This window comes from Pseudomonas sp. MWU13-2862 (assembly GCF_023242495.1).
Lineage (GTDB): Bacteria > Pseudomonadota > Gammaproteobacteria > Pseudomonadales > Pseudomonadaceae > Aquipseudomonas > Aquipseudomonas gingeri_D.
Genome location: NZ_JALMEZ010000011.1, coordinates 230,424 through 252,616, shown reverse-complemented (window position 1 = coordinate 252,616; position 22,193 = coordinate 230,424). Strand labels below are relative to the sequence as shown.

At 62.8% G+C, this 22,193-nt stretch carries 23 protein-coding genes; 9 read left to right on the top strand and 14 right to left on the bottom strand.

Annotated elements, in window-relative coordinates; all coding sequences use genetic code 11:
• Positions 1 to 81 precede the first annotated feature (81 nt).
• The gene (locus tag M5C56_RS20705; RefSeq protein ID WP_103494805.1) at positions 82 to 573 is read right to left on the bottom strand and encodes a GNAT family N-acetyltransferase; all 492 of its coding nucleotides are present in this window, start codon (positions 571 to 573) and stop codon (positions 82 to 84) included.
• Positions 574 to 899: 326 nt separating this feature from the next.
• On the opposite strand from M5C56_RS20705, the gene M5C56_RS20700 reads away from it, so the two are divergent.
• Complete coding sequence (locus M5C56_RS20700; RefSeq protein ID WP_247263298.1) at positions 900 to 2,309, top strand: basic amino acid/polyamine antiporter; 1,410 nt, start codon at positions 900 to 902, stop codon at positions 2,307 to 2,309.
• Between the two features lie 73 nt (positions 2,310 to 2,382).
• Here M5C56_RS20700 and M5C56_RS20695 read toward each other — a convergent pair whose 3' ends face one another.
• Together M5C56_RS20695 and M5C56_RS20690 are read right to left on the bottom strand one after the other, a co-directional pair.
• Positions 2,383 to 3,270 carry a universal stress protein gene (locus M5C56_RS20695; RefSeq protein ID WP_103494807.1) on the bottom strand — a complete coding sequence of 296 codons (888 nt, stop codon included), beginning with the start codon at positions 3,268 to 3,270 and terminating at the stop codon, positions 2,383 to 2,385.
• 60 nt (positions 3,271 to 3,330) lie between these two features.
• Positions 3,331 to 4,251, bottom strand: coding sequence for a universal stress protein (locus tag M5C56_RS20690; RefSeq protein WP_247263282.1), 921 nt, complete (start codon positions 4,249 to 4,251; stop codon positions 3,331 to 3,333).
• A gap of 281 nt (positions 4,252 to 4,532) precedes the next feature.
• On the opposite strand from M5C56_RS20690, the gene M5C56_RS20685 reads away from it, so the two are divergent.
• Positions 4,533 to 5,606, top strand: a complete 1,074-nt coding sequence (locus tag M5C56_RS20685) for an NAD(P)-dependent alcohol dehydrogenase (protein ID WP_103494809.1) — start codon at positions 4,533 to 4,535, stop codon at positions 5,604 to 5,606.
• A gap of 54 nt (positions 5,607 to 5,660) precedes the next feature.
• Here M5C56_RS20685 and M5C56_RS20680 read toward each other — a convergent pair whose 3' ends face one another.
• The gene (locus M5C56_RS20680; protein WP_103494810.1) at positions 5,661 to 6,563 is read right to left on the bottom strand and encodes a universal stress protein; all 903 of its coding nucleotides are present in this window, start codon (positions 6,561 to 6,563) and stop codon (positions 5,661 to 5,663) included.
• Positions 6,564 to 6,746: 183 nt separating this feature from the next.
• Here M5C56_RS20680 and fnr point away from each other — a divergent pair, with 183 nt between their 5' ends.
• The gene (fnr, locus tag M5C56_RS20675; RefSeq protein ID WP_103494811.1) at positions 6,747 to 7,502 is read left to right on the top strand and encodes a fumarate/nitrate reduction transcriptional regulator Fnr; all 756 of its coding nucleotides are present in this window, start codon (positions 6,747 to 6,749) and stop codon (positions 7,500 to 7,502) included.
• Between the two features lie 111 nt (positions 7,503 to 7,613).
• On the top strand, positions 7,614 to 8,177 hold the full coding sequence (locus tag M5C56_RS20670; RefSeq protein WP_103494812.1) for a GNAT family N-acetyltransferase: 564 nt from the start codon (positions 7,614 to 7,616) through the stop codon (positions 8,175 to 8,177).
• Between the two features lie 57 nt (positions 8,178 to 8,234).
• Here M5C56_RS20670 and M5C56_RS20665 read toward each other — a convergent pair whose 3' ends face one another.
• Positions 8,235 to 9,149 carry a universal stress protein gene (locus tag M5C56_RS20665; protein ID WP_103494813.1) on the bottom strand — a complete coding sequence of 305 codons (915 nt, stop codon included), beginning with the start codon at positions 9,147 to 9,149 and terminating at the stop codon, positions 8,235 to 8,237.
• A gap of 257 nt (positions 9,150 to 9,406) precedes the next feature.
• Between M5C56_RS20665 and M5C56_RS20660 the strand changes: the two genes are divergently transcribed.
• A complete protein-coding gene (locus M5C56_RS20660; RefSeq protein WP_103494825.1) occupies positions 9,407 to 10,660 on the top strand; it encodes a DUF4010 domain-containing protein in 1,254 nt (417 codons plus the stop codon).
• Here the strand turns inward: M5C56_RS20660 and zapE are convergent.
• The 5 genes from zapE to M5C56_RS20635 form a co-directional block, all read right to left on the bottom strand.
• Positions 10,632 to 11,762 carry a cell division protein ZapE gene (gene zapE, locus M5C56_RS20655; RefSeq protein WP_103494814.1) on the bottom strand — a complete coding sequence of 377 codons (1,131 nt, stop codon included), beginning with the start codon at positions 11,760 to 11,762 and terminating at the stop codon, positions 10,632 to 10,634. The two genes, M5C56_RS20660 and zapE, sit on opposite strands and share 29 nt — an antisense overlap.
• Positions 11,763 to 11,812: 50 nt before the next feature.
• Positions 11,813 to 12,154: a nuclear transport factor 2 family protein gene (locus M5C56_RS20650; RefSeq protein ID WP_040069438.1), complete on the bottom strand. Its 342-nt coding sequence runs from the start codon at positions 12,152 to 12,154 to the stop codon at positions 11,813 to 11,815.
• Between the two features lie 55 nt (positions 12,155 to 12,209).
• A complete protein-coding gene (locus M5C56_RS20645) occupies positions 12,210 to 12,926 on the bottom strand; it encodes a YafY family protein (RefSeq protein WP_103494815.1) in 717 nt (238 codons plus the stop codon).
• Positions 12,927 to 13,159: 233 nt separating this feature from the next.
• Entirely contained in the window at positions 13,160 to 13,801 is a 642-nt protein-coding gene (locus M5C56_RS20640; RefSeq protein WP_103494816.1) for a hypothetical protein, read from the bottom strand.
• Positions 13,802 to 13,816: 15 nt separating this feature from the next.
• Positions 13,817 to 14,590 (bottom strand): OmpA family protein, encoded by a 774-nt coding sequence (locus M5C56_RS20635; RefSeq protein WP_103494817.1) that lies wholly within the window; start codon positions 14,588 to 14,590, stop codon positions 13,817 to 13,819.
• A gap of 158 nt (positions 14,591 to 14,748) precedes the next feature.
• Here M5C56_RS20635 and M5C56_RS20630 point away from each other — a divergent pair, with 158 nt between their 5' ends.
• Complete coding sequence (locus M5C56_RS20630) at positions 14,749 to 15,291, top strand: GNAT family N-acetyltransferase (protein ID WP_103494818.1); 543 nt, start codon at positions 14,749 to 14,751, stop codon at positions 15,289 to 15,291.
• On the opposite strand, the gene M5C56_RS20625 is transcribed toward M5C56_RS20630, so the two are convergent.
• Complete coding sequence (locus tag M5C56_RS20625; RefSeq protein ID WP_103494819.1) at positions 15,292 to 16,218, bottom strand: carbon-nitrogen hydrolase family protein; 927 nt, start codon at positions 16,216 to 16,218, stop codon at positions 15,292 to 15,294.
• 230 nt (positions 16,219 to 16,448) lie between these two features.
• Here M5C56_RS20625 and M5C56_RS20620 point away from each other — a divergent pair, with 230 nt between their 5' ends.
• Positions 16,449 to 17,450: a FecR family protein gene (locus tag M5C56_RS20620; protein WP_103494826.1), complete on the top strand. Its 1,002-nt coding sequence runs from the start codon at positions 16,449 to 16,451 to the stop codon at positions 17,448 to 17,450.
• A 128-nt stretch (positions 17,451 to 17,578) separates the two neighbouring features.
• Here the strand turns inward: M5C56_RS20620 and M5C56_RS20615 are convergent, their stop codons facing one another.
• Positions 17,579 to 19,903: an acylase gene (locus M5C56_RS20615; protein WP_247263283.1), complete on the bottom strand. Its 2,325-nt coding sequence runs from the start codon at positions 19,901 to 19,903 to the stop codon at positions 17,579 to 17,581.
• 320 nt (positions 19,904 to 20,223) lie between these two features.
• Here M5C56_RS20615 and M5C56_RS20610 point away from each other — a divergent pair, with 320 nt between their 5' ends.
• On the top strand, positions 20,224 to 20,631 hold the full coding sequence (locus M5C56_RS20610; protein WP_103494821.1) for a fe2+ zn2+ uptake regulation protein: 408 nt from the start codon (positions 20,224 to 20,226) through the stop codon (positions 20,629 to 20,631).
• Positions 20,632 to 20,633: 2 nt separating this feature from the next.
• Here the strand turns inward: M5C56_RS20610 and M5C56_RS20605 are convergent, their stop codons facing one another.
• Positions 20,634 to 20,822 (bottom strand): hypothetical protein, encoded by a 189-nt coding sequence (locus M5C56_RS20605; RefSeq protein WP_100943910.1) that lies wholly within the window; start codon positions 20,820 to 20,822, stop codon positions 20,634 to 20,636.
• Positions 20,823 to 20,990: 168 nt separating this feature from the next.
• Here M5C56_RS20605 and M5C56_RS32400 point away from each other — a divergent pair, with 168 nt between their 5' ends.
• A complete protein-coding gene (locus M5C56_RS32400) occupies positions 20,991 to 21,122 on the top strand; it encodes a hypothetical protein (RefSeq protein WP_281438857.1) in 132 nt (43 codons plus the stop codon).
• A 143-nt stretch (positions 21,123 to 21,265) separates the two neighbouring features.
• Here the strand turns inward: M5C56_RS32400 and M5C56_RS20600 are convergent, their stop codons facing one another.
• Positions 21,266 to 22,177: a LysR family transcriptional regulator gene (locus M5C56_RS20600; protein ID WP_103494822.1), complete on the bottom strand. Its 912-nt coding sequence runs from the start codon at positions 22,175 to 22,177 to the stop codon at positions 21,266 to 21,268.
• Positions 22,178 to 22,193: the final 16 nt, after the last annotated feature.

The window sequence follows — 22,193 nt, the reverse complement described above, 5'->3', positions numbered from 1 at the left end:
GATTCAAACCTCCCGGCAGGCATCGTGTGCGGTAGATGGATAGGCCCTCTCCGGCAGAGGGCCATGGGTGGTGCAACGGGACTAGAGGGACTTGTTCCAGAACAGCATCTGGCCGTGTTCCGGATCGAGCTGCGCCCCACTGAAACCGAATTTCTTGTAGGAGGCCTGGGCCACGCCGTTGCCTTCCAGCACCTCCAGGGTGATCTTGCAGCAGCCGCGCTGACGGGCGATGTCCTCGACCTTCTGCAGCATCTTCTGGCTCAGCCCAAGGCCGCGAAACTTGCTCACCACCGAGACATCATGCACGTTCACCAGGGGCCGGCAGGCAAAGGTGGAAAAGCCTTCGAAGCAGTTCACCAGCCCGGCTGGCTCGCCGCCGACAAAGGCCAGTACGCTGAAGGCGTGGGGCCGCTTGGCCAGTTCGCCGGGCAGCTGTTGCAGCACATCCGGTGCGAGGCTCTGGCCGCCGCCCATCGGGTCTTCGGCATAGTGATTGAGCACCAGTCCAATCGCCTCGGCGTGTACCGGGTTGGTGTAACTCGCTTGCAATACCAGTATGTCTGCAACGTCCATGTCAGTCCTCGGCGAAACCATTAAAGGGAGTTCTTGCGTGTCAGGAGCCCCGATTGTAACCATGCCCGACGCGGGGAAAGGAAGAAAATTCATGCGTCGACCTCTACTGTAGGAGACCAGAACGCCTATCCATTCAAGTCTTGATAAAAATCAACAGCCCCAAGGCCCCATGCGCAGACATTCACCCCATGCGTTCAGACCGTATCGCCTTTTCTGATCGGTGCACCCGAACGTCCCGTCCCGATCCTGGAGGTGTCATCATGGCAACGCCCTTGCAACAGAGCTCATCCCCCGGCACGACCACACCCTCATTGAAACCGGCGACGCTGGCACAATCGGCGCGCCTGTCCCTGAGCCTGTTGATCGCCCTGGTAGTGGGCTCCATCATCGGTAGCGGCGCCTACAGCCTGCCGCAGAACATGGCCGCCGGTGCCGGTGCCGGCGCGATCCTGATCGGCTGGCTGGTCACCGGGATCGGCATGCTGTCCCTGGCCCTGGTCTACCAGATGCTGTCCAACCGCAAGCCGGAACTGGACAACGGCGTCTTCGCCTACGCCAAGGCCCTGGGCGGCGACTTCGTCGGCTTCAACTCGGCCTGGGGCTACTGGATCAGCGCCTGGATCGGCAACGTCGGCTACCTGGTCATCCTGTTCGCCGCCGCCAGCTATTTTTTCCCGGCCTTCGGCGACGGTAACAACAAGGTGGCGATCATTGCCGCCTCGCTGCTGCTCTGGGCGATGCACTTCATGATCCTGCGTGGCATACGCACCGCGGCGCGGGCCAATGCCATCACCACCATCGCCAAGATCGTGCCGATCCTGGTGTTTGTCGGCTGCGCCGCGCTCGCCTTTCATCCCGACACCTTCGTTGCCGGTTTCTGGGGAGCACCGGCCCTGGGCTCGATTCTCGACCAGGTCAAGAGCACCATGCTCGTCACCGTCTGGGTCTTTATCGGTATCGAAGGCGCCAATGTCTATTCCGCCCGGGCGGCGGAACGGGTCAACGTCGGCCGGGCCACCATCATTGGTTTTGCCATTACCTTGTTGTTGCTGATTTCGGTCTCGCTGCTGTCGCTGGGCATCCTCGGCCAGCCCGAACTGGCGGCCATGAAAAACCCCTCCACCGCCGGTGTGCTGCAAGCCATCGCCGGCCCCTGGGGCGGCATGATGATCAGCCTCGGCTTGATGGTTTCCGTGGGCGGCGCCCTGCTGGCCTGGACCCTGCTCTCGGCCGAGTCGCTGTTCAGCCCGGCCAAGGCCAGTGTGATGCCAAAGGTCCTGTCCAAGGAAAACGGCCAGGGCGTACCGGCCAATGCACTGTGGGTCACCAACGGTTGCATTCAGCTGTTCCTGATCCTCACGTTGTATGCCAATGCCACCTACCTGGCACTGATCTCCCTGGCCACCTCGATGATCCTGCTGCCCTATCTGTTCAGCGGCCTCTATGCGCTCAAGGTCAGCTGGCTGGACCGTGGCCAGGCCGGGCGCGACAGCCTCAGCGGCCGCGACCTGGCGATTTCCCTGGTGGCCAGCGTCTACTGCTTCTGGCTGTTGTACGCGGCCGGTCCCAAGTACCTGCTGCTCAGTGCCCTGCTCTACGCCCCCGGCTCGCTGATCTACCTGCTGACCCCGGGGCGCAAACCGCTCAACGGTTTCGCCAAGGGCCTGCTGGTGCTGATCTGGCTGGCGGCGGCGGTCGCCGCCTGGATGCTCTGGCAGGGTCTGCTGAGCCTCTGACACGCTCGGCCCCGACGTTATGAAAAAGCCCCTTGCCGGTCACCGGCAAGGGGCTTTTCAGTTAACCCCGGGTTCAGTCAGGCCTGACCGTCAGTACACTGCATTCGGGAATCAGCAGGGTCCGCTCGGTGGTATCGCCGATCAGCTTGCCCAGGCCCTTGGGCTGGACCGCCCCCATCACCACCACGTCGACCCCATTGGCCTGCACGTAGTCGGTGATCACCCCCACCGGCATGCCCATCAGGAAATGCCGGCGCTCGGCCGGCACGCCATAGTCGTCCGCCAACCGGGTGAACGGCTCCAGCAGCGCGGCACGCAGCTCATCGACCCAGACCACGGTAACGCTGGGGTCGGCCATAAGCGCCGGCGACAAGTCGTAGGCATACAACAAGTGCAGTTCGGCGTCACATTGCAGCGCCAGGGCTTCGGCCTCACGGATGATCTTGCGGTTGAACTCGGTGATGCCCTCGTCCCCCGTGGAGGTGTCGACAGCCGCCACTACCCGCCGGGGCAATGCCGAGGCGATCTGGTTGACCAGGTGCACCGGCACCGGACTTTCCTGCAACAGCTGCCAATCCAGCGGGGTGGTAAAGACCCGCCTGAGCAGCGGCTCCAGGTAGACGTCCTTGATCAGCAGGTCGGGTTTGATCTCGCGGGCGTGAACCAGGATGTCGCGCAAGGGCTGGGTGGTCCACAGCGCTTCGGTGGTCAGTTGCAGGCCACTACCGCGCAAACTTTCGGTCGCCCCCTCCAGCCAGACCCGGTATTTATCCGTGTACGCCGCGCGGGCCTGTTCATCCATGCCCGATTCGATCAGGTGGATACGCGGCGGTGGCTGGACCAGCGCGGTGATGTGCAAGGCCGCGCCGCTGGCCGCCGCCAGCGCGGCGGCACGCTTGGCGGCCGGGGAATGGGGCAGGTGCTGATCGGTGATCAGCAGCAGGCGCTGGTATTGACTCATGACACACCTCCATGGGGCAGGACGTTCGGAGCGCCGGACAGCCGCTCGCTGTTCATCGATTTACTGGGCGAAATCCGGCAGTTCGACAGGCTTGATCACCAGCAGGCTGCAGGGGGGTTGATACAACAGGCTTTCGGTGGTGCTGCCCAACAGCTTGTTGAGCGAGCGGTGGGTCACGGTACCAATGACCAGCACATCAAAGACGTCCTGGCCGACAAACTCGACGATGGCCTTTCCCGGCGTGCCGACAATGAAATGCCGGTTGTCCTTGTGCAGGGCATGTTTGTCGGCCAGGTGCAGGAATTTGGCCTTGCGCTCGTCATAGCTGGGGCTGACCGAAACGGGCACCTTGCCGATGCCGATATCGGCGAGATACAGGGCCGTCCAGTCATAGACCCCGAGCAGGTGCAGCGGGCACTTGCAGTGCGTGGCGAAGCGGGCGGCCTGGTCGATGATCCGGTCGTTGAGTTCCCGCGTCGCGACGTCATCGCGCAACACATCGACGCAGGCCAGTACCTTGCGCGGTATGGGCATGCCCTGGGCGGTGACCAGGTGGATCGGCGCCCGGCTGTCACACAGCAAACGCCAGTCCAGTGGGGTGAAGAAAATCCGCTTGAGGGCCGATTCCTGATGGGCATCCTTGATCAGCAGATCCGGATGCTGCGAACGCACGTAACCGGACAAGGCACTCAGCGACGGCTGGTCCCACTTGACCTCGGTCGTCACCTCGATCCCCTCGCCGCGCATGGCCTCGGCCTCCTGTTCCAGCCATTGGCGATAGTGCTGCAGATAGGCCTCGCGAATCTCCGCCTGCCGGTCGGCGTCAAGCAGATCGAGCTGCTGCAACCCATCGAGATAGACGAAGGCCACCAGGGTCAGCGTGGCGTTCATGGCCTTGGCCAGCGCCAGGGCGCGGTCAAAGGCCGGGCTGTGGGTCATTTCGGACGGAGCAACCAGGAGCAAACGTGGACGTGAAGACAAGGGACACCTCCAGGGCACGCCCTGTCGAGCGCACCGGGTAGCGGGCGACGACTTCACGAGACAAGTATTGAAGGGGGTCACCCGAAGAGAATCGGTCATCTCCGATTCTGCGGTGCCCGCCCGGCAGGCCCTTGATTTACATCAAGTGCCGATGGTTTGCCCGCGTGCTCACCAATGATCGCCACCCGCCGGCAAGCCCGGCTTGATCTGTATCAAACCGCCGCAAGCGGGTTGTCGCAGCATGCTGTTTCAATCCGATCCTGCTCATGGAGAGTGAAATCATGGCGATGATGAAAGCGGCGGTATTTGTCGAAAAAAACCGGATCGTGCTACAGGACAAGCCGGTCCCGTCCATCGGCCCCCTGGATGCGCTGATCCGTATCACCACCACCACGATCTGCGGCACCGACGTGCATATCCTCAAGGGCGAATACCCGGTGGCGCCGGGGCTGATCATCGGCCATGAACCGGTGGGCATCATCGAGAAGCTCGGCTCGGCGGTCAGTGGTTTCCACGAGGGCCAGCGGGTCATCGCCGGCGCCATCACCCCCAGCGGTCACAGCTACGCCTGCCTGTGCGGTTGCTCGTCCCAGGATGGTCCGGACACCGCCCACGGATTCAAGGCCACCGGCGGCTGGAAGTTCGGCAACCTGATCGATGGCTGCCAGGCCGAGTACGTGCGGGTCCCCGACGCCATGGCCAACCTCAGCCCGGTGCCGGATGGCCTGAGCGACGAAGAAGTGCTGATGTGTCCGGACATCATGTCCACCGGTTTCAGCGGCGCCGAACGGGCCGGGATCCAGATCGGCGACAGCGTGGTGGTCTTCGCCCTCGGCCCCATCGGCCTGTGCGCCGTGGCCGGGGCCAAGCTCAAGGGCGCGAGCACCATCATCGGCGTCGACTCGATCAAGGCCCGCCAGGACATGGCCCGCCGCCTGGGCGCAACCCATATCGTCGACTTCACCCAGGGCGATCCGGTCGAGCAGATCATGGCCCTGACCCGGGGCCGGGGCGTCGACGCCGCCATCGAGGCCCTGGGCACCCAGACCACGTTCGAATCCGCCCTGCGGGTCCTGCGCCCGGGCGGCTGCCTCTCAAGCCTGGGGGTCTACTCCTCCGACCTGCGGATTCCGCTGGATGCCTTCAATGCCGGGCTGGGGGACAAGCAGATCATCACCACCCTCTGCCCCGGCGGCAAGGAACGCATGCGCCGGCTTATGGACGTGGTGGCCGCCGGCAGCGTCGACCTCAAGCCGCTGGTCACCCACCGCTTCAAACTGGACGATATCGAGGCGGCCTACGAGCTGTTCGCCCACCAGCGCGACGGTGTGATGAAAATCGCGATCACCCCGTGAACAATAGTGCCCGCCGGTCGGATCGCTCCGGTCGGCGGGCACCGGATTGAACGCTCAGATCGAGTCGGTACCGAGGGTCAGCACGGAACAGGGTGGCTGCGACAGCAGCGACTCGGCAAAGCTGCCCAGCCAGGGAAAGGCATCGGCCTGGGAGCGACCGATGACCAGGGTGTCCACCTCGCGTTCGCGCACAAACTCCTCCACCCGCTGGATCGCCTGCCCCAGCAGGAAATGGCGGCGGCGGCCGGGTACCTGATGCGCCCTGGCCAAGTCGTCGAAAGCCTGGCTACGCAATTTCTGCAGGGCCGCCGCGGCATCCGAATCCCACGGGTACTCCTGCATCAGCTCATAACCGGCGAGAATATCGCAGGCGTGCAGCAGTTCCAGGTCCGCGTCGCAGATCATCGCCAGTTCGCTGGCCAGGTGAATCACCTGATCGTCGCGAGTCGTCTCGCCGTCGCCGACATTCTCCAGGGCCACCGCCGCGACGAAATTCTTCGGCCGTGGCGGCGCATCGTGCCGGACCAGCATCACCGGCTTGCTGCACTGGCGCACCAGGTGCCAGTCGGTGGGACCGAGCAACGCGCATTTGAGCTGCGACTCGACCTGCAGGTCCTTGACCACCAGGTCGACCTCGATGTCCTTGACGTAGTCGCGAATGGCCGCATGGGGGTGTTGCGACCAGACCACGTCGTAGCTCACCTCCAGGCCCTGGTTGGTGAGGCTGTGGGACAGTTCGGCGAGTTTTTCACGCTTTTTGTCCAGGTAACCTTCCCGGGCCAGGGTGCCGGCGCCGTGATTGAACAGGGTCATCGCCGCGATGGACTCGACAAAGTCGAAGAGCACCAGGTGCACAGCCGCCTTGCTGGCGCGTGCCAGGGTGGCCGCGCGATGCAGGGCGGGGGTCGCCTGGCAGTGGGTATCGGTAATCAGCAGAATACGTTGATAGTCGCTCATGACGGGGGCTCCAAGGAGGAACAATGGACAATCGACCCTTTAGCTTCACCCTGCTGTTAAAACGACCGCTTGATTTATCTCAAACAACCCGCTACACCTGCTAGGATCGTCCGACGGCCCCTGTTTTATCGGTGTTTCTTCCCGAATTGGATGCCCTCTCCCTACTAATGCAGAGGAACTCCCGTGAACAATCAGGAAGCACTCAAACTCAGGCCTTCGGGCCTGAAATCAGCGTGTGCCAATTGCAGCGTGCTGGAACTGTGCCTGCCCCTGGGCTTGAACGATACCGAGGTCAAGCGCCTGGATGACCTGATCGTGCAACGCGTGAAGATCAAGAAAGGCAACACGCTCTACCGCCAGGGCGATCCGCTGCACGCCCTGTACGCGGTACGCCTGGGCTTTTTCAAGACCACCCTGACCTCGGAGGATGGCCGCGAGCAGGTCACCGGCTTTCAAATGACCGGGGAAATGCTCGGCATGGATGCCATCAGCGAAGACCGCCACGCCTGCAATGCCGTGGCCCTGGAGGACAGCGAAGTCTGCCCGATCCACTTCTCCCAGCTGGAACGCTTGTCCCGGGACCTGCCCTCCCTGCAGCACAACCTGAACAAACTGATGAGCCGGGAAATCGTCAGGGACCACAGTTTGCTGCTGATGATGGGCAATATGAACTCGGATGAGCGCCTGGCGGCGTTTTTCCTCAATCTCTCGCAACGCCTGGCCCTGCGCGGCTACTCGCCCTTCACTTTCATCCTCAGAATGCGCCGCGAAGAAATCGGCTCCTACCTGGGCCTGCGCCTGGAAACCATCAGCCGCGGCATCGCCCGGTTGCGGGAATTGAACCTGCTGGAGGTCCACGCACGGGAGGTGAAAATACTTGATGTGGGGGGGCTGAAGGCGCTGATCGCCGGCTGCGGCCACCACGGCAACCCGTTGTAACCAGGCAGTTGTGCCCGTGTTTGACTTGAATCAAGCGCGGGCACCCGCCATGGCGTAGAAACAGAACACCGATACCGGCCCACGACCGTACCTGTTCGAGGAGTTCTGATCATGCCCGACCTCAATAGCCCCATCCTGAACCTGCCCGACTTTTCCTCGGTGACAGGCGAACACTGGATCGAAAGCCTGCAGGACGGTACCCACGTCCTGATCCGGCCCTTGCGTGTCGAGGACCGTGAGCGGGAAAAGGCCTTTATCCAGCGACTGTCCCCGGAATCCCGTCACCAGCGTTTTCTCGGTGAAATCGTCGATCCCAGCCCCGTCCTGATGAACCAGTTGATGAATGTCGACACCCACAACCGCGTCGCCTACGTAGCTCTTGTCCATGACAATGGCCAACTGCGTGAAGTGGGGATCAGCCGCTATGCCGCCTCGGGTGCCGAGAATGAATGCGAGTGCGCCATTACCGTTGCCGACGACTGGCAACATCGCGGCCTGGGCACGGTCCTGATGAAACACCTGATCGAAGCCGCGCGGCGCAATCATTTCACCCGGATGTATTCCATCGACAGCGCCTCCAACGTGCACATGCGCCAACTGGCCGACACCCTGCACTTCAGCCGCGAACGCGACCCCGACGATGCGACCCAGGTCATTCATCGGCTGTCGCTGTAAAGCCTCCCGCTCCACCATGGCGCGGCCCGTTGTTCGCGGCCCGCGCCAGATCCCCCTTCAGACAAGACGTTCCGGGCTCAGGGTCAGCAGGCTGCAAGTGCTGCGATAGAGGATATTTTCCGCCGTGCTGCCGAGGATGCCGTCCAGGCCGTGGGAATGGCGGGTGCCCATCACCATCACATCCACCCCGTTGTGCTCGACGAACTGGCCGAGGGTGTCGATAACCGATCCCGTGAGGAAATGCCGCTGGTTCTTGCCGACCCCGTTGCGCTCCGCCAGGGCCTTGAACCCCTGCTGCTCATCGGCACGGCTGGCCATTTCCAGGCCCTCGGCCATCGGCAAGGTGCCCCAGCCCATCTCGTGGACATAGGACCGGGACTTGTCATGCACATGCACCAGGCTGAACGTCGCCGCGCATTGCCGGGCAAACGCCTGCCCGGCCTGGACCAGCGTGTCGTTGAAGCACTCCTCGGCCCTTTCCCTCCCCAGATCCACCGCCACCAGGACATGACGCGGCAATGGATGGCTGCAACCCGCCACCAGATGTACCGGGACCGGACAATCACGTAGCAACTGCCAGTCCAGCGGGGTGGCGAACAGTCGTTTGAGCCCCGATTCCAGGTGGACATCCTTGATCAGCAGGTCGATATTCAGATCACGGACGTACTCGATGATCGGTTGCAGCGGATGATGACGCCAGAAAATATTGCAACTCACATCCAGGCCACGGCCCCGCAGGCGATCCGTCTCATGGTGCAGCCAGCGACGATGCAGGTCCAGGTAGCCCTCGCGGGCCTGGGTCATGGCTTTCTGGTCGAATAGCGTGGCCACATCAAGGGTCGGCACATAATCGAAGGCCAGGATATGCAAGGCGGCCCCGGTGGACAGGGCCAGCTCGGTGGCCCGCTCGAAGGCGGGGCTGCGGTTCATCTCGGCGGGAGCCAGCAAAAGAATACGATGGTAGTCGGACATGGCGCACCTCTGGGGCAACAGGTTCCCGGCCCAGGGTGGCACGACTTGCAGACCACCCGGCAAATCTCGCCTTTATCGGCGGATCGGGACATTGCGCCCATGATGAGGCGCGCCGGCCCTGCCAGCTTGATATACGTCAAGGCCGCCCCAGCGGGGACCTAACCAAAGGCTCCCTTGGGCTTCACCCGCCTTGATGCATATCAAATGCCCGACGCCCGACAGCCCTCACCCTGAGACAACACTGCGGGATGCGCACCATGGAAACCATCACTCACGCAACCAACCTGGCCTCGGCCCTGGGCCTGGGCCTGCTGGTCGGGTTCGAGCGTGAGCGCAAGAAAGGCGAGGGAGCGAACCGCCACTTCGCCGGCCTGCGGACCTTCGCCCTGACCTCCCTGCTCGGTTATGTCGGCCTGCTGCTGGGCGGCCCCATGCTGCTCAGTACCCTGACCGTGGCCCTGGCCATGCTCGCCGGCGTGGCCTACTTCAAGCGGCGCAGCCAGAACCCCGGCATGACCACCGGGGTCGCACTGCTGCTGGTCCTGCTGCTCGGGGCCTTGTGCAACAGCGAGGCGGTACTGGCGGTGGCCCTGGCGGTGATTCTGACCGTGCTGCTGAACTTCCGGCAAAGCCTGCACCGGTTTGCCCTGAACCAGCTGAGCGAAACCGAAGTCAAGGATGGGCTGATCCTGGCCACCGCCGCACTGGTAATCATGCCCCTGGTGCCCGACGCCTTTATCGGTCCCTATCAGGCCATCAATCCCCGCTCGATCTGCCTGCTGACAGTGCTGATCATGGGGGTCAGCGCCCTGGGGCATATCGCCATCCGGGTCCTGGGCGTCCGGAACGGGTTGAGCCTGGCCGGATTCGCCTCCGGTTTCGTCTCAAGCGTCGCGACCATCGCCGCCATGGGCAACCGCGCCCGCCAGCAACCCGGGCTGCTGCCACAGGCCGCCAGTGCCGCGATCCTGTCGAACCTGGCGACGCTGATCCTCCTCGGCCTGGTGCTCGGCGCCATCAGCCCTGCGACCCTGGTCCAGCTCAGCCTGCCGCTCATGCTGGGCAGCGCGGTGGCCGCGTCCTACGCACTGCGGCTGATGAAACGCCCTCCCGCGGACACGAGCCCGCCGATCAATATCGGCCATGCCTTCAATCTCAAATTGACGCTGATGGTGGCCGCCGGCATCTCGAGCCTGTTTCTCGTGACCAGCGCCATGCAGGCCCGATTTGGCCTCTCCGGATTGTTTACCGCGTCGATACTGGGCGGCCTGGCCGATGCCCATGCGACTTCGGCGTCGGTGGCCGCGTTGGTCAAATCCGGCCAACTATCGGCCGAGAACGCACGCTTGCCGATTCTGGCGATTCTCGCCAGCAATACCCTGTCCAAGTGTGTCATGGCCTGGTCCAGTGGCGGCGGCGCCTTCGCCCGCCGGGTGGTGCCGGCGCTATTACTGATCCTGCTGGCCTTGGCGGCCGGCGCTTTTATTCAGGGCAGGCTGATACCGGGGTGAAGCGCTGCAACTGCATCTCGCGCAAACGACTGAGGGTGCGGCGAAACGGGAATGCCAGGTAGCCTTCGGTGTACAACGCCTCCAACGGCACCTGGGCGGCGATGTACAGCGGCACCTTGCGGTCGTAACACTCGTCCACCAGGGCGATAAAGCGCCGGACGCTATCGTCATGGACCGACAGCTGCGGCAACTCACGGTCACCGGCATCGACGCGGCGCGCCGCGTCCTCGGTGCCGCGGGCGATCCGCCCGGGACGCTGGCGGGCACTGAGGTTGGGCACCTCACTCAAGAAAATCGCCGTGTAACGATCACACAGCGCCATGAAATCCATGGCCGCCAGGGGCTGCTCGCACAGCTCGGCATAGCGGCACCAGAGCACTGTCGGCGAGGCCCGCACCACCGCCAGGGTCCGATAACCCATGGCGACCGGTTCAGCGGACAGCGGCTGCCCGGCAGTCAGCACCTTGAACGCTTCGACCAGCCCCGCCGACTGCCCCTCGGGGTCGACCCAGTAACGCTGCACACCGGCCCCCGGATGCAGGCGGTGGTCCTCGCCGCCGTCGACATCCACCACCTCCATATGCTGCTCGATGGCGGCAATCGCCGGCAGGAAACGCTCGCGATTGAAGCCATCGGCATAGAGCTGTCGCGGTGGCTGGTTGGAGGTGGCAACGATCACCACGCCCTCGTCGAACATCACCTGGAACAGCCGTCCGAGGATGATCGCGTCGCCGATATCGCTGACGAACAGCTCATCGAAGCACAGCACGCGGACCTCCCCGGCCAGCTCACGGGCCAGGGCCCGCAGCGGGTCGGCGATACCGCTGAGCTGGAACGAGCGCTGGTGGACCCAGCCCATGAAGTGATGGAAATGCTGGCGCCGCGACGGCACGCGCAAGGTCTGGTGGAATTGATCCATCAGCCAGGTCTTGCCGCGCCCGACCGGCCCCCAGAGGTAAACGCCCTTGGGCACCAGGCCCTGGTGCAACGCCTCGTGGCAGCGCTGCAAGGCCTGCACCGCCTGCCATTGGGCCTGGTCGTGGAGAAAGCCGCGCTGCTCGACGGCAGCGCGGTAGGCACTCAGGGGAGAATCGGCAGTCATGGCGTCGGGCAGGCTCGCAACCGGGAAGCCGTGCAGTATGCCAGCTTGTCCTAGAGGGAAATATCCAACCGCGCGATCTTGCCCTGCTCATTGAGCCGGAACACGTAGCGCAGCTCCACCGAGCCGCCGGGAAAAGTCCCCGAGACCAACTGCTTGACCAGCACCTTGCCAGTGCGTTGCGCGACGTCGAGGACTTCGACCCGGGGTTGGTATTTACGCGCCGTCTCATCCATCCATTGGGCGATGGCGAGGGTGCCGACGCGATGATGGCCTTCATCGAAGACGTTCGCGTCTTCGGCGAAGAAACTCGCCACCGCCGAACTGTCGCGGGCATTGGCAGCGCTGATATAGGCCTCGATGGCCGGGGCGAGCACCGAAGTTTGAGTGGTCATGCTGTTCACAGCTCCTTGCTGGTAGAAGGTGGAGCCATCCTAGAACAGGGCTCCGTCAGTTCTTGTCAGGAGTGAAGCGTTCGTGTTCGTCCTGGTCGAACAGCTTGCGCCATTGCCTTAGCAGGTCGCTGCGCCGGCCCGGATAACGCTCGCCCTGCTCCCGGGCCGTGGCGATGCGGTCGGTGCGAAAGGTCCGGAAGGCCTGGCGCAACTCACACCAGGCGACTACCACCCGCGCCTCGTTCATAAAGCCCAGGGCCAGGGGCCAGATCAGTCGCTGGCTGGGCACCCTGTTCACATCCGCGTAGTCGATGTGCAACTTGGCCTGGTCACGGATGGCCTGACGAAACACATTCAACGGCACCGCATTGTCCGGGTAGCCATAACCCCGCGGCCCCGGCAGCAGGGTCGGATTGCGCAGGGCCTCCTGGGCGGCCGGCGCCAGCACCGCGGCGATCTTGGCCAGGGCATCGGAAGCGGCCTTGCTCAGCACCTCGTCACCCCGTTGATCGACATATTGCAGGCCGAGGACGATGGCCTCGGTTTCATCGGCATTGAGCATCAGCGGTGGCAGGAACAAACCGCTGCGCAGGACGTAGCCGACGCCCGCCTCGCCCTGGATCGGCGCACCGAGGGCGGTGAGTTCGGCAATATCGCGATAGACCGTGCGCTCGGAAATCTCCAGCTCGCAGGCCAGGGCCGCGGCGGTGGCCGGGCGGCTTTTGGCGCGCAATACCTGGAGCAAGGTGAGTAAACGCGAAGTGCGGGACACGGTGGACGACCTCTGGCCGGATCAAGGGCCGCAGCTTAGCAGAGCCCCCTGTCAGAAATTGTCAGTAGCGCAGCGGCCTGGATGAAGTCGGCGCGCTGGCATTGCAGAGCAAGGCCAGATACCCGAATTTTGAAGCGAAAACGGTCTTGCAGCGAACGGGCTTGCCCGTTCACCACAAGACCGCGTTCGCCCCTCAGGTGTTCTTAACCACCGGGCGACCGGGCATCGGGGCCTCAATCTTCAGACGTATCGACTTCACCCAGCCTCACCCGTTTGGCAAACTCGGTCTCGATACCTTGCGCCAGTATCCGCGCCTGACCTCGCCAATCCTCGCGCTCGACCCGTCCCGGAAAGCTGAAGTAATGCTCGATCCAGTGCACCTGCGGCTCCGTCCACTGGGCAATCTGGGAAAACCGGTAAATGCCCAGCTCGTGCAGCACGGCTTCATTTTTATGGCCTACCCCGGAAATCAACTTCAGGTTATCGAGGGGGCCGGTGGGTTGCTCCATGACCAGCGGACGACTGCCCACCCCGGCGGCATCGGTGGCCGCTGCCCGGGTTCCAGGCTGCGAGCCCGTGGTGCTGATGGCGGCATCGGCCGCCAGCATCGAGCGAATCCAGGCGCTGAGCCAGCAACCGACCAGGTAAGCGGCAAACAGCAGCAAGGCCGTTTCCAGCCACAAGCCGGCGCGCCCCGGTAACAACTTGAGCACGGCGACCACCAGACCGATAGCAAAGAGCCATAACGCCCCATGCAACCAACCGGCGACCCAACGGACATGACGTTCGGTCTGAGTGACAATCCAGCCCACCAGCAAACCGAGAATCCCGGCCACCAACATCCAGCCCCAATACTGTTCAAGTAAATAACTCATGATGGTTGCTCCTGGTTATTTAGCGTCAGTCGGGGCGGTCATGGCGTTGTCATCCGTTACCTTTATTTCTATCCGACGATTTTGTGCCTGGCCTTCCGGCGTATCGTTGGACGCCACCGGATCAGCCTCGCCAAATCCCGCAGCCTTCAGATGTTCCCGGGTCACGCCATGTTCGGCCAGATAACTGACCACGGCGTCGGCCCGGCGCTTGGACAGTCCCAGGTTGAAGGCGGCGTTGCCGGTATTGTCGGTGTAGCCATCGACTTCAAACTGCTCGTCGGGACACTGTTTGGCCGTGGCCACCAGTGCATCCAGCGCCGTTTGCGAAGCCGGTGACAAGATGTCCTGGGCGGTGTCGAACAGCACTTTGTATTGATTCAGGGCCGCATCGAACTGTTGCTCGCAGGCCTTGGCATCAATAACGCCGGCCGAACTCGGTGGATTGGCCTGGGACTCATCGACAACAGGCGGCGTCGGTGCCACCGGCGCGGGGGGGACAACTTCGGGAGGAGTGCCGATCTCACTATCGGCCGGTTTCACCGGCTGGTCGGCCAGGGTACCGACAACCTGTCTGACACCATACGTCTGATCCGCCGCGTTGCGGTTTTGTGATGTTGCATTGGGCAGGGTCACGTCACGTCCGGCGACAACAATGGGAGCGCTATCGGTTGCACTCCCCACGCGGGTCTGCAAATCCTGTTCGACTTCAGGCGTTGTTATCCAAAGAGCGGCCAACCACAGCAAAGCGAGTAACGGCAAACCCCACCACCAGTTTTTCGAGCGAGCCATTTGTCTTCTCCTTAACGTAGAAAAACTAACGGACTGCGAAAAATGCTGTAGCAGGTGATATTCAAGTGTAGGTAATAGTGGCGGACCGTCAATATAACGGCAATTTCCAGCCAATATGTCAAAGTAATGTCCCACTCGACAAGGAAGCCGAAACCCTTATGAACACTCCCGAACTCAGTACCGAACGACTACTGCTACGACCCTTGCAACAGGATGATGCCGTCGCCATCCAGCAACTGTTTCCCCACTGGGAAGTGGTGCGGTTTCTCAACGCCCGGGTGCCCTGGCCTTATCCCGAAGATGGCGCCCTGAGTTATCTGCGCGACGTCGCCCTGCCCGCTGTCGAACGCGGCGTGGAATGGCACTGGTCGATCCGCCTGCGCGCGGCCCCGGAACAGATGATCGGCGCCATCAGCCTGATGGACGAAGCCGACAACAACCGCGGCTTCTGGCTCGCTCCCCAATGGCAGGGCCAGGGCCTGATCGGCGAAGCCAGTACCGCCGTCACCGCGTATTGGTTCGAGACCCTCGGCCGCGAACGGATGCGCGTGCCCAAGGCCGCCTCCAACCTGGCCTCGCGGCGGGTCTCGGAACGTGAGGGCATGCGCCTGCTGCACAGCGAGGAACGGGATTTCGTCAGCGGGCGTTTACCCTGTGATATCTGGGAAATCACCCGCGAAGAGTGGCAGCGGTTGCGCTGATCAGTCCTGGATAAAACGCACGCCTGGCTTGGCTCGCTCATCGACCTGCAACTCGAACACATCCGGGCGGGCATAGTGGCCGGTGACGTCAAAATCATAACGGGCGCGGACCAGTTGCTCGGTGTCGATCTGCGCGGTCAGCAGGCCGGCCTCGCCGACCAACGGCCCGGCCAGCACCTCGCCCATGGGCCCGACAATCAGGCTGCCACCGTTGATCAGCGGACGTTCCGCCGGCCAATTGACCACCTCCACGCCCAGTGCCTGCGGCGAGGGCTGGACCTGGCAGGCGCTGATCACAAAGCAGCGGCCTTCACAGGCGATATGGCGCATCGTCACCTGCCACATCTCCCGCTCATCCACCGTCGGCGCGCACCAGACCTCAACGCCCTTGGCGTACATGGCGGTGCGCAGCAGCGGCATATAGTTTTCCCAACAGACCGCCGAACCGATCTGCCCGGCCTTGCCTTCCACCACCGGCAACGTCGAACCATCGCCCTTGCCCCAGATCAGCCGCTCGGTACCGGTGGGCATCAGCTTGCGGTGTTTGGCCACCAGCCCGCCCTGGGGTTCGAAGAACAACACCGTGCAATACAAGGTAGAACCCGCGCGTTCGATGACCCCGAGCACCAGGCTCGCCCCGGTGCGGGCGGACAACTGCGCCAGCGCGTCGGTCTCGGCGCCCGGGACATCGATGGCATTGGCGTGATAACGGGCGAAGGCCTCACGGCCCTCGGGCAGCCGATAACCCAACTGGGTGCCGAAGGTTTCGCCCTTGGGATAGCCACCCAACAGGGCTTCGGGCATCACCACCAGGCAGGCGCCGGACTCGATGATCGCGCGCTCATAGCCGAGGATCTGTTCCAGGGTGTCGCCCTTGCCCCCCGGCAAGGAACCGATTTGTAACGCGGCAACGATGGACTTGGGCATGACGTGAACTCCATGAAAGTGTGCTGCCGATTGTCATGCCGGCCGACATCATGAATAAAGCCACCTTCGGAACTGAATGATATTAACCAAATAAATATCGAACCCGGACGTCTCAACCTGTTCCAGGATCCTCGAAGCACAGTGCGCGCTCTCAAATTGATCTGTTTGCCATCCACTGTTCTCGACAGAGACTGCCGAGGGTTAGAATGGCCGAAACCAGGGAAGAATTCATGAGCGAACCGATCCTTTCAGAAGCCGAGTACGACGCCATCACCGACGCTGCCGCGCATTGGTGCATGCGGCTGCATGAAGAGGATTGCACCAGCGCCGAACGCGAAGCCTTCGCCGCCTGGCTCAAGGCCGACCCGCGGCATGCCGTCGAATACGAGGCCATGCTGGAAATCTGGGACGTGGCCGATCAACTACCGCCGACGGCCGTGCCCCAGGCGTTGGCCCTGATACCGAAGCGCCGTCGCTGGCAAGGCTACGCCATGGCCGCGGCCATCAGCCTGCTGGCCGTGCCCGTCGTCGGCTACCTGGGTTGGAGCCTCGGTTGGATTCCCAATGCCTACCAGAGCTTCGAAACTTCGAACCAGTTGCGCCAGGTCACCCTGGCCGATGGCAGCCAGGTGGAATTGAACCTGGGAACGCGGCTGACCTACAGCAACTACAAGGATCAGCGTCGGGTGACCTTGAAAAAGGGCGAAGCCTATTTCGAGGTGCGCCACGACGCCGAGCACCCCTTCGTGGTGAAGGCCGCCGAGGGTCAGGTACGGGTCACCGGAACCCAGTTCAACGTGTGGATGTATCAGGATCAGGTTCGCGTGACCTTGCTGCAAGGCTCGGTGCTGGTCAGCAGCAATACCACCCACCCTGGTGACGGTTATCGCCTGGACCCGGGCATGCAGGCGCGCTACAAATCCGGCGACCATGAGCCGCAGATCAGCCAGACCTATGCGCAAGACGCCAACCTGGCCTGGCGCGATGGCAAACTGGTCCTCGATAACCTGATGCTGAGCGATGCCCTGCCGTTGATCAACCGCTACCTTGAGCGCCCGGCGCTGCTGGCCGACAAGAACACCGGGACGATTCGCATTGGCGGGATCTACAGCACCGGGGAAGTGCAGCGGTTGCTGACCTCCCTGCCCAAGGTGCTGCCGGTGTACCTGACGCAGAACAAGGAAGGCCAGGCGGTGATCAACGCGATCCCGCAGGATACCCCGAAGGGCTGACGGGATCTTGAAAACACCGTGAAACCTGTAGGAGCTTGGCTTGCCAGCGAAGCTTTTGGCGCCCTGAAGGACGCCATCGCCGGCAAGCCGATTCCTACAAGGGACCGCGTTCAGCCTCACCACGAATGTTACTTCTGCGGTTCGCGAATCACCTGCGCCTGATACTCGGCATCCGCCCTGATCTGCTGTTCGGTGAACGGCAACACACTCCATTGCTTCTTCGAGAACGCTTCGGTCTGGTCGCGGAAATGCGGCGATGCCGGATCAGTAGACAGCGAAAACGCCAGCAACCCCAGCGCCTGAGGCCCCTTGTCGTCAAAACTCACCACCTGCAGATAGCTGGTGCCACCGACGACTTCGCGCTTGCCGCCCTCCCCCGGCACACTCTGAATCGCGTTGTACACGCCCAGGGTCGCCGGGCCACCATGCACCGGCACCGGCTGCCCGCCCCGGCTGACCTGCTGCACATCGCCCCAGTGACTGGCGGCCGTCAGTCCCGCCGCCTTCACCTGTTCCAGCGACGCCAGCATCGCTCCGTGCAGCGCCCTGGCCACCTTGATCTGCTCGAAGGCCAGGCCGCGCGGGGTGTGCTGCGGATCAGCCGGATCAAACCTGACCCTCCAGAAATTCTCGCCTTCGGACAAGTGCGCCATGATGTTCTGGAAATGCACCATGCCCAGCCCGCTTTGCAGGTTCGCATGAGCGTCCCAGTCCTTGAGGCTGGCGCACACCGGTGCCAATGTCGCCGCATCGCTGTCCAGGTCGCCGGCGCAGAAGCGCAGCAGGTCCGGCAGCACCAATCCGGCCAGGTACACCTGATCGTCCATCACCATCGCCTGCAGGTCCGCAACCTTGATCGCCGCAGGCCGATCCAGCCGTGCCAGGCGCTCAAGGGCGAAGCGCGCCCGTGGCCCGAGGGGCTCGCCCTCACGACTGACCAGCGGCGAAAAGCCCGTGAGCGGCGCCCGCGGATTGACCATCCAGGCCGAATCGTTGGAGTTCTGCAGATAGTCGCCGCGCTCCAGTTGCGGCAGCTGGTCCGCCGGGAAGATACCCTTCTGCGCGGCATTCGCCGCCACGTTCCAGGCACAGACGGCGCGCGAGCCGTCGAGCACCACCAGCGGCCCGCTGCCATGGGGATCGCTGCACAAGGCCAGCTTGGCCGCATCCACGTAAGGCACCACCGACAGGTTCAGGTACAGCGCCTTCCCCTGATCATCCACCGCCAGGGTGTTGACCCAGGGAATGCCCTGAATCCGCTGCACCGATGCCTGCAACGCCTGAAGGTTGTCGGCATGGTTCATCGCATACCACTGCTGCAACACCCGGTCGTTGTCCTGGTTGGCATCGCGCAGGCTGAACGCCACGTCACGGTTCCAGTCGAGCTTGCCGGGCCATTGCACCACCGGCCCGAACACCGAGCTGTAGAGCACCCGTTCAACGGTCCTGGTGCTGCCATCGGCCTGCTTGACCTCGACCTTGACCAGGCGCTTGTCCAGCGCCGTGGATTGTCCGTCGAGCAGGTAACGGGTCGGATCCTTGGGATCGAGTTGCAGCCGATACAGGGTGAAATGCCTGGACGTGTCCACCGTGTGGGTCCAGGCCAGGTGCCGGTTGAAACCGATATTGATCATCGGCAGCCCCGGCAAGGCCGCACCCATCACGTCAAGCTGACCGGGAATGGTCAGGTGCATCTGGTAGAAACGCAGGCCACCGACCCACGGGAAATGCGGGTTGCCGAGCAACAGGCCACGGCCGTTGAACGAACGCTCGCCGCCGACCGCCAGCGCATTGCTGCCGCGGTCCAGGGCGAAACGTTGCAGGCGTTCGGCCGCCAGCTGGAACGACGCACTCGACACCTGGGCAGTCTGCCGCGGTGGTGTGGCGGCGGCCAGGGCTTCGGCGAACTGCCCGACACCGCCTTCGACCAGCAGGCGCCGGGTCAACCTGACCAGGTCCTGCGGCGTGATCGGCCGCACCCACTGCCCTCGGCACTGCTCCGGCAAGCCCCCGGCCTGGCGCTCGCCGAGCTGGCGGTTATAACCGGCGACATAACCCTCGATCAATTGCGTGACCTGTGGGGTTTGCGCCTGCCAGAAAGCCGCCACCGCCTCGGGCGTATTGAGCCAGTTGAAAAACAGGTCGCTGGTGAGGTTGTCACGCCGTTCGACGGTCATCTGTTCGGGGCCGAAGTAGCGCGAGCGCTGGCCGTTGACCGTGACGATTTCGTTGGCCAGCAGGCACAGATTGTCCTGGGCATAGGCATAGCCGATGCCGTAGCCCAGCCCGCGCTCGTCGCTGGCGCGAATATGCGGCACGCCAAAGGTGGTACGACGGATCTCGGCGTTCAGCTCGCGACTCGCGTCGCCAGCCTCGCGGGCCTGGCCGTGGCTGCCCAGGCCGATCAACAACGTCGCCAGGCACAGCCTGGATAGCGAACGGGTAATAATCACACTGACTCCTGATGGAATATCGAACACCAGGCGACCGCATGCGCAACAGCGAACGGCAACCCGGAAAAGCGGCCACCGAGGGAAATAAACAAGGGACGGCCGATGCCTGCCCATGAAAGACGAGTCTGAATATGAAAATTTAGGGATATACAGGCGTCTGAACATGAAACTTGAGGGATATCCAGGTGCCATCACCTGTCTGCGACCTGATACCGACAAATTTTCTACATTCGAGGCTTCATGATTTATCCGTCTCGCTCGTCCTTATCAAGGAGAGCCGACATCACATTCCTGATCAGGCTCTGAAAAGGAGTTTTTGCATGTACGACCAGCACAGGTCAACGGACGGTAATTCTTTGCAACGCGATCCTTCCTACAGCTCGGGCGCCATGTTGGCCAAACCTGCCGAACGCAGCGGTAATAACCGCATCCGTCAGTTGCTCAAACACTTCGGTTTGCGCACCAGCCTGATCCGACTCAAAGTCATCGACGCCCTGCTGAGCGCCGACGAAGATCAGCGCCGGCTGGGTGTGCGCGGGGTTCACAGTCATTTGCTGGAATTGGGCATTCCCCTGTCCTTTCTCAGCGTGCGCGAGGTGCTCAAGCGCCTGTGCAGCGAGGGCGTCGTGGTGCTCAACGCGGACAAGAGCTACAGCCTGCACCCGGATGCGACCGCGGCCCTGGAGTTACAGGACTCCATGCCGCAGAGCGCGCAGATCGGCGACTGAGTTCAGGGCTTGACCTTGCGCCGCATCACACCGTTGATCACCACCACGAGCACCGCCACGCCAATGGCGATGTACTGGAACAGCTTCTCGCTGATGACCCCGGTGTTTTGCAGATAGGACAGGCCGAACATGATCCCCAATACCACCAGGGAAATCAGAATCGAGTACTTCAGACGCTGCGATTGAGTCATTACCTATTCCTGAATAGTTAAAACTTGAAACGACAAATGTATCCGACTTGTATCTGAATCCATACCAAAGCCCTACAAAGGCCGATGAATGAAACGACGCAAACGGGGTCCCATAGTATATCCGGGGAAAGGTTTTATCTTCCCGGCTTCACCCATGAGGATTTATCCATGTTTCGTCGAATCACGATGTTGATTCCCCTGCTGATCATCTTGTCCCTGAGCGGTTGCTTCATTTTTCCCCGTGGCGGAGGCTGGCACGATCATGATCACCGTTACTCCGAGGGTGAATACCGTCGCTGATAGGCTCGCCTGACGGCTGAGTGCTTTTCCTTGCCGGCGATAGGCCCTTGGCCTTGCGGCGCCCACACGGACGCCATCGCCGGCAAGCCAGCTCCTACAGGGATCGCGCCAGACCGCCCGTTTCGTTCTGCCTCCTCTTTTTCTCAGCGCCTAAACCCGGTACCCGGTCGGGCACAGATTTCCACCAGCCAATCGACAAACACCCGCACCCGCGCCGACATCTGTCGATGGGGCGGATACATTGCGCTCAGCGGTAATCCGGGGGGTGGATAATCGCCCAGCACTTCGCACAACTGGCCGCTGCGCAGTTGTTCGACCACGTGGTAGTAGGGAATCTGCACCAACCCATAACCCGCTTCACACGCCGCCAGGTAACCGTCGGCACTGCTGACCGAGAGCCGCTTGGGCAGGTCGATCGCCTGCAACTGGCCGCCCTGCTGGAACTCAAGCCCGAAGCGCTTGCCGCTGACACTGGAAAAATACTCGACCATCCGATGCCCCGCCAAGTCCGCCAGTGATGTCGGCAGCCCCATGCGCTCGATATAGGCCGCACTGGCACAGGTCACTTGCTCGACCAGCACCAGCGGCCGGGCCACCAGCGATTCGTCCAGGGCCTCGCCGCCCCGCAGCACACAATCGATACCGTCGCGGATCAGGTCCACGGGCCGGTCATTCAGGCCGATTTCCAGGTCGATCAGCGGATAACGCTCGCTGAACTCGGGCAATACCGGAATCACGATCAAACGCCCGATGCCCGCCGGCATATCGACCCGCAGGGTCCCCCGTGGATTGCGCCGGGCAGAGGAAAACACCGCTTCGGTCTCCTCCAGGTCCGCTAGCAGTTGCACGCAGCGCTGGTAATAGGCCGCGCCGTCGAGGGTGGTGCTGACCTGGCGGGTGGTGCGGTGCAACAGTTGCACTCCCAGGTGCGCTTCCAGTTGCTTGACCAGCACCGTCACCGAGGCCCGGGGTACTTGCAGGCTGTCGGCGGCCTTGGCAAAACCGCCCAGCTCGACGATCCGGGTAAAGACCCGCATGGCATTGAAGCGATCCATCGGCCCTCCATTATTG

What these genes read in the sequence shown, in the direction of transcription:
- M5C56_RS20665 (WP_103494813.1), bottom strand. Translation starts at nt 9,149, where the DNA reads ATGTCCGACTACCATCGTATTCTTTTGCTGGCTCCCGCCGAGATGAAC.
- M5C56_RS20605 (WP_100943910.1), bottom strand. Translation starts at nt 20,822, where the DNA reads ATGACTCAATCGCAGCGTCTGAAGTACTCGATTCTGATTTCCCTGGTG.
- M5C56_RS20680 (WP_103494810.1), bottom strand. Translation starts at nt 6,563, where the DNA reads ATGAGCGACTATCAACGTATTCTGCTGATTACCGATACCCACTGCCAG.
- M5C56_RS20650 (WP_040069438.1), bottom strand. Translation starts at nt 12,154, where the DNA reads ATGACCACTCAAACTTCGGTGCTCGCCCCGGCCATCGAGGCCTATATC.
- zapE (WP_103494814.1), bottom strand. Translation starts at nt 11,762, where the DNA reads ATGACTGCCGATTCTCCCCTGAGTGCCTACCGCGCTGCCGTCGAGCAG.
- M5C56_RS20695 (WP_103494807.1), bottom strand. Translation starts at nt 3,270, where the DNA reads ATGAGTCAATACCAGCGCCTGCTGCTGATCACCGATCAGCACCTGCCC.
- M5C56_RS20610 (WP_103494821.1), top strand. Translation starts at nt 20,224, where the DNA reads ATGTACGACCAGCACAGGTCAACGGACGGTAATTCTTTGCAACGCGAT.
- M5C56_RS32400 (WP_281438857.1), top strand. Translation starts at nt 20,991, where the DNA reads ATGTTTCGTCGAATCACGATGTTGATTCCCCTGCTGATCATCTTGTCC.
- M5C56_RS20635 (WP_103494817.1), bottom strand. Translation starts at nt 14,590, where the DNA reads ATGGCTCGCTCGAAAAACTGGTGGTGGGGTTTGCCGTTACTCGCTTTG.
- M5C56_RS20625 (WP_103494819.1), bottom strand. Translation starts at nt 16,218, where the DNA reads ATGCCCAAGTCCATCGTTGCCGCGTTACAAATCGGTTCCTTGCCGGGG.
- M5C56_RS20685 (WP_103494809.1), top strand. Translation starts at nt 4,533, where the DNA reads ATGGCGATGATGAAAGCGGCGGTATTTGTCGAAAAAAACCGGATCGTG.
- M5C56_RS20670 (WP_103494812.1), top strand. Translation starts at nt 7,614, where the DNA reads ATGCCCGACCTCAATAGCCCCATCCTGAACCTGCCCGACTTTTCCTCG.
- M5C56_RS20705 (WP_103494805.1), bottom strand. Translation starts at nt 573, where the DNA reads ATGGACGTTGCAGACATACTGGTATTGCAAGCGAGTTACACCAACCCG.
- M5C56_RS20620 (WP_103494826.1), top strand. Translation starts at nt 16,449, where the DNA reads ATGAGCGAACCGATCCTTTCAGAAGCCGAGTACGACGCCATCACCGAC.
- M5C56_RS20600 (WP_103494822.1), bottom strand. Translation starts at nt 22,177, where the DNA reads ATGGATCGCTTCAATGCCATGCGGGTCTTTACCCGGATCGTCGAGCTG.
- M5C56_RS20640 (WP_103494816.1), bottom strand. Translation starts at nt 13,801, where the DNA reads ATGAGTTATTTACTTGAACAGTATTGGGGCTGGATGTTGGTGGCCGGG.
- M5C56_RS20660 (WP_103494825.1), top strand. Translation starts at nt 9,407, where the DNA reads ATGGAAACCATCACTCACGCAACCAACCTGGCCTCGGCCCTGGGCCTG.
- M5C56_RS20630 (WP_103494818.1), top strand. Translation starts at nt 14,749, where the DNA reads ATGAACACTCCCGAACTCAGTACCGAACGACTACTGCTACGACCCTTG.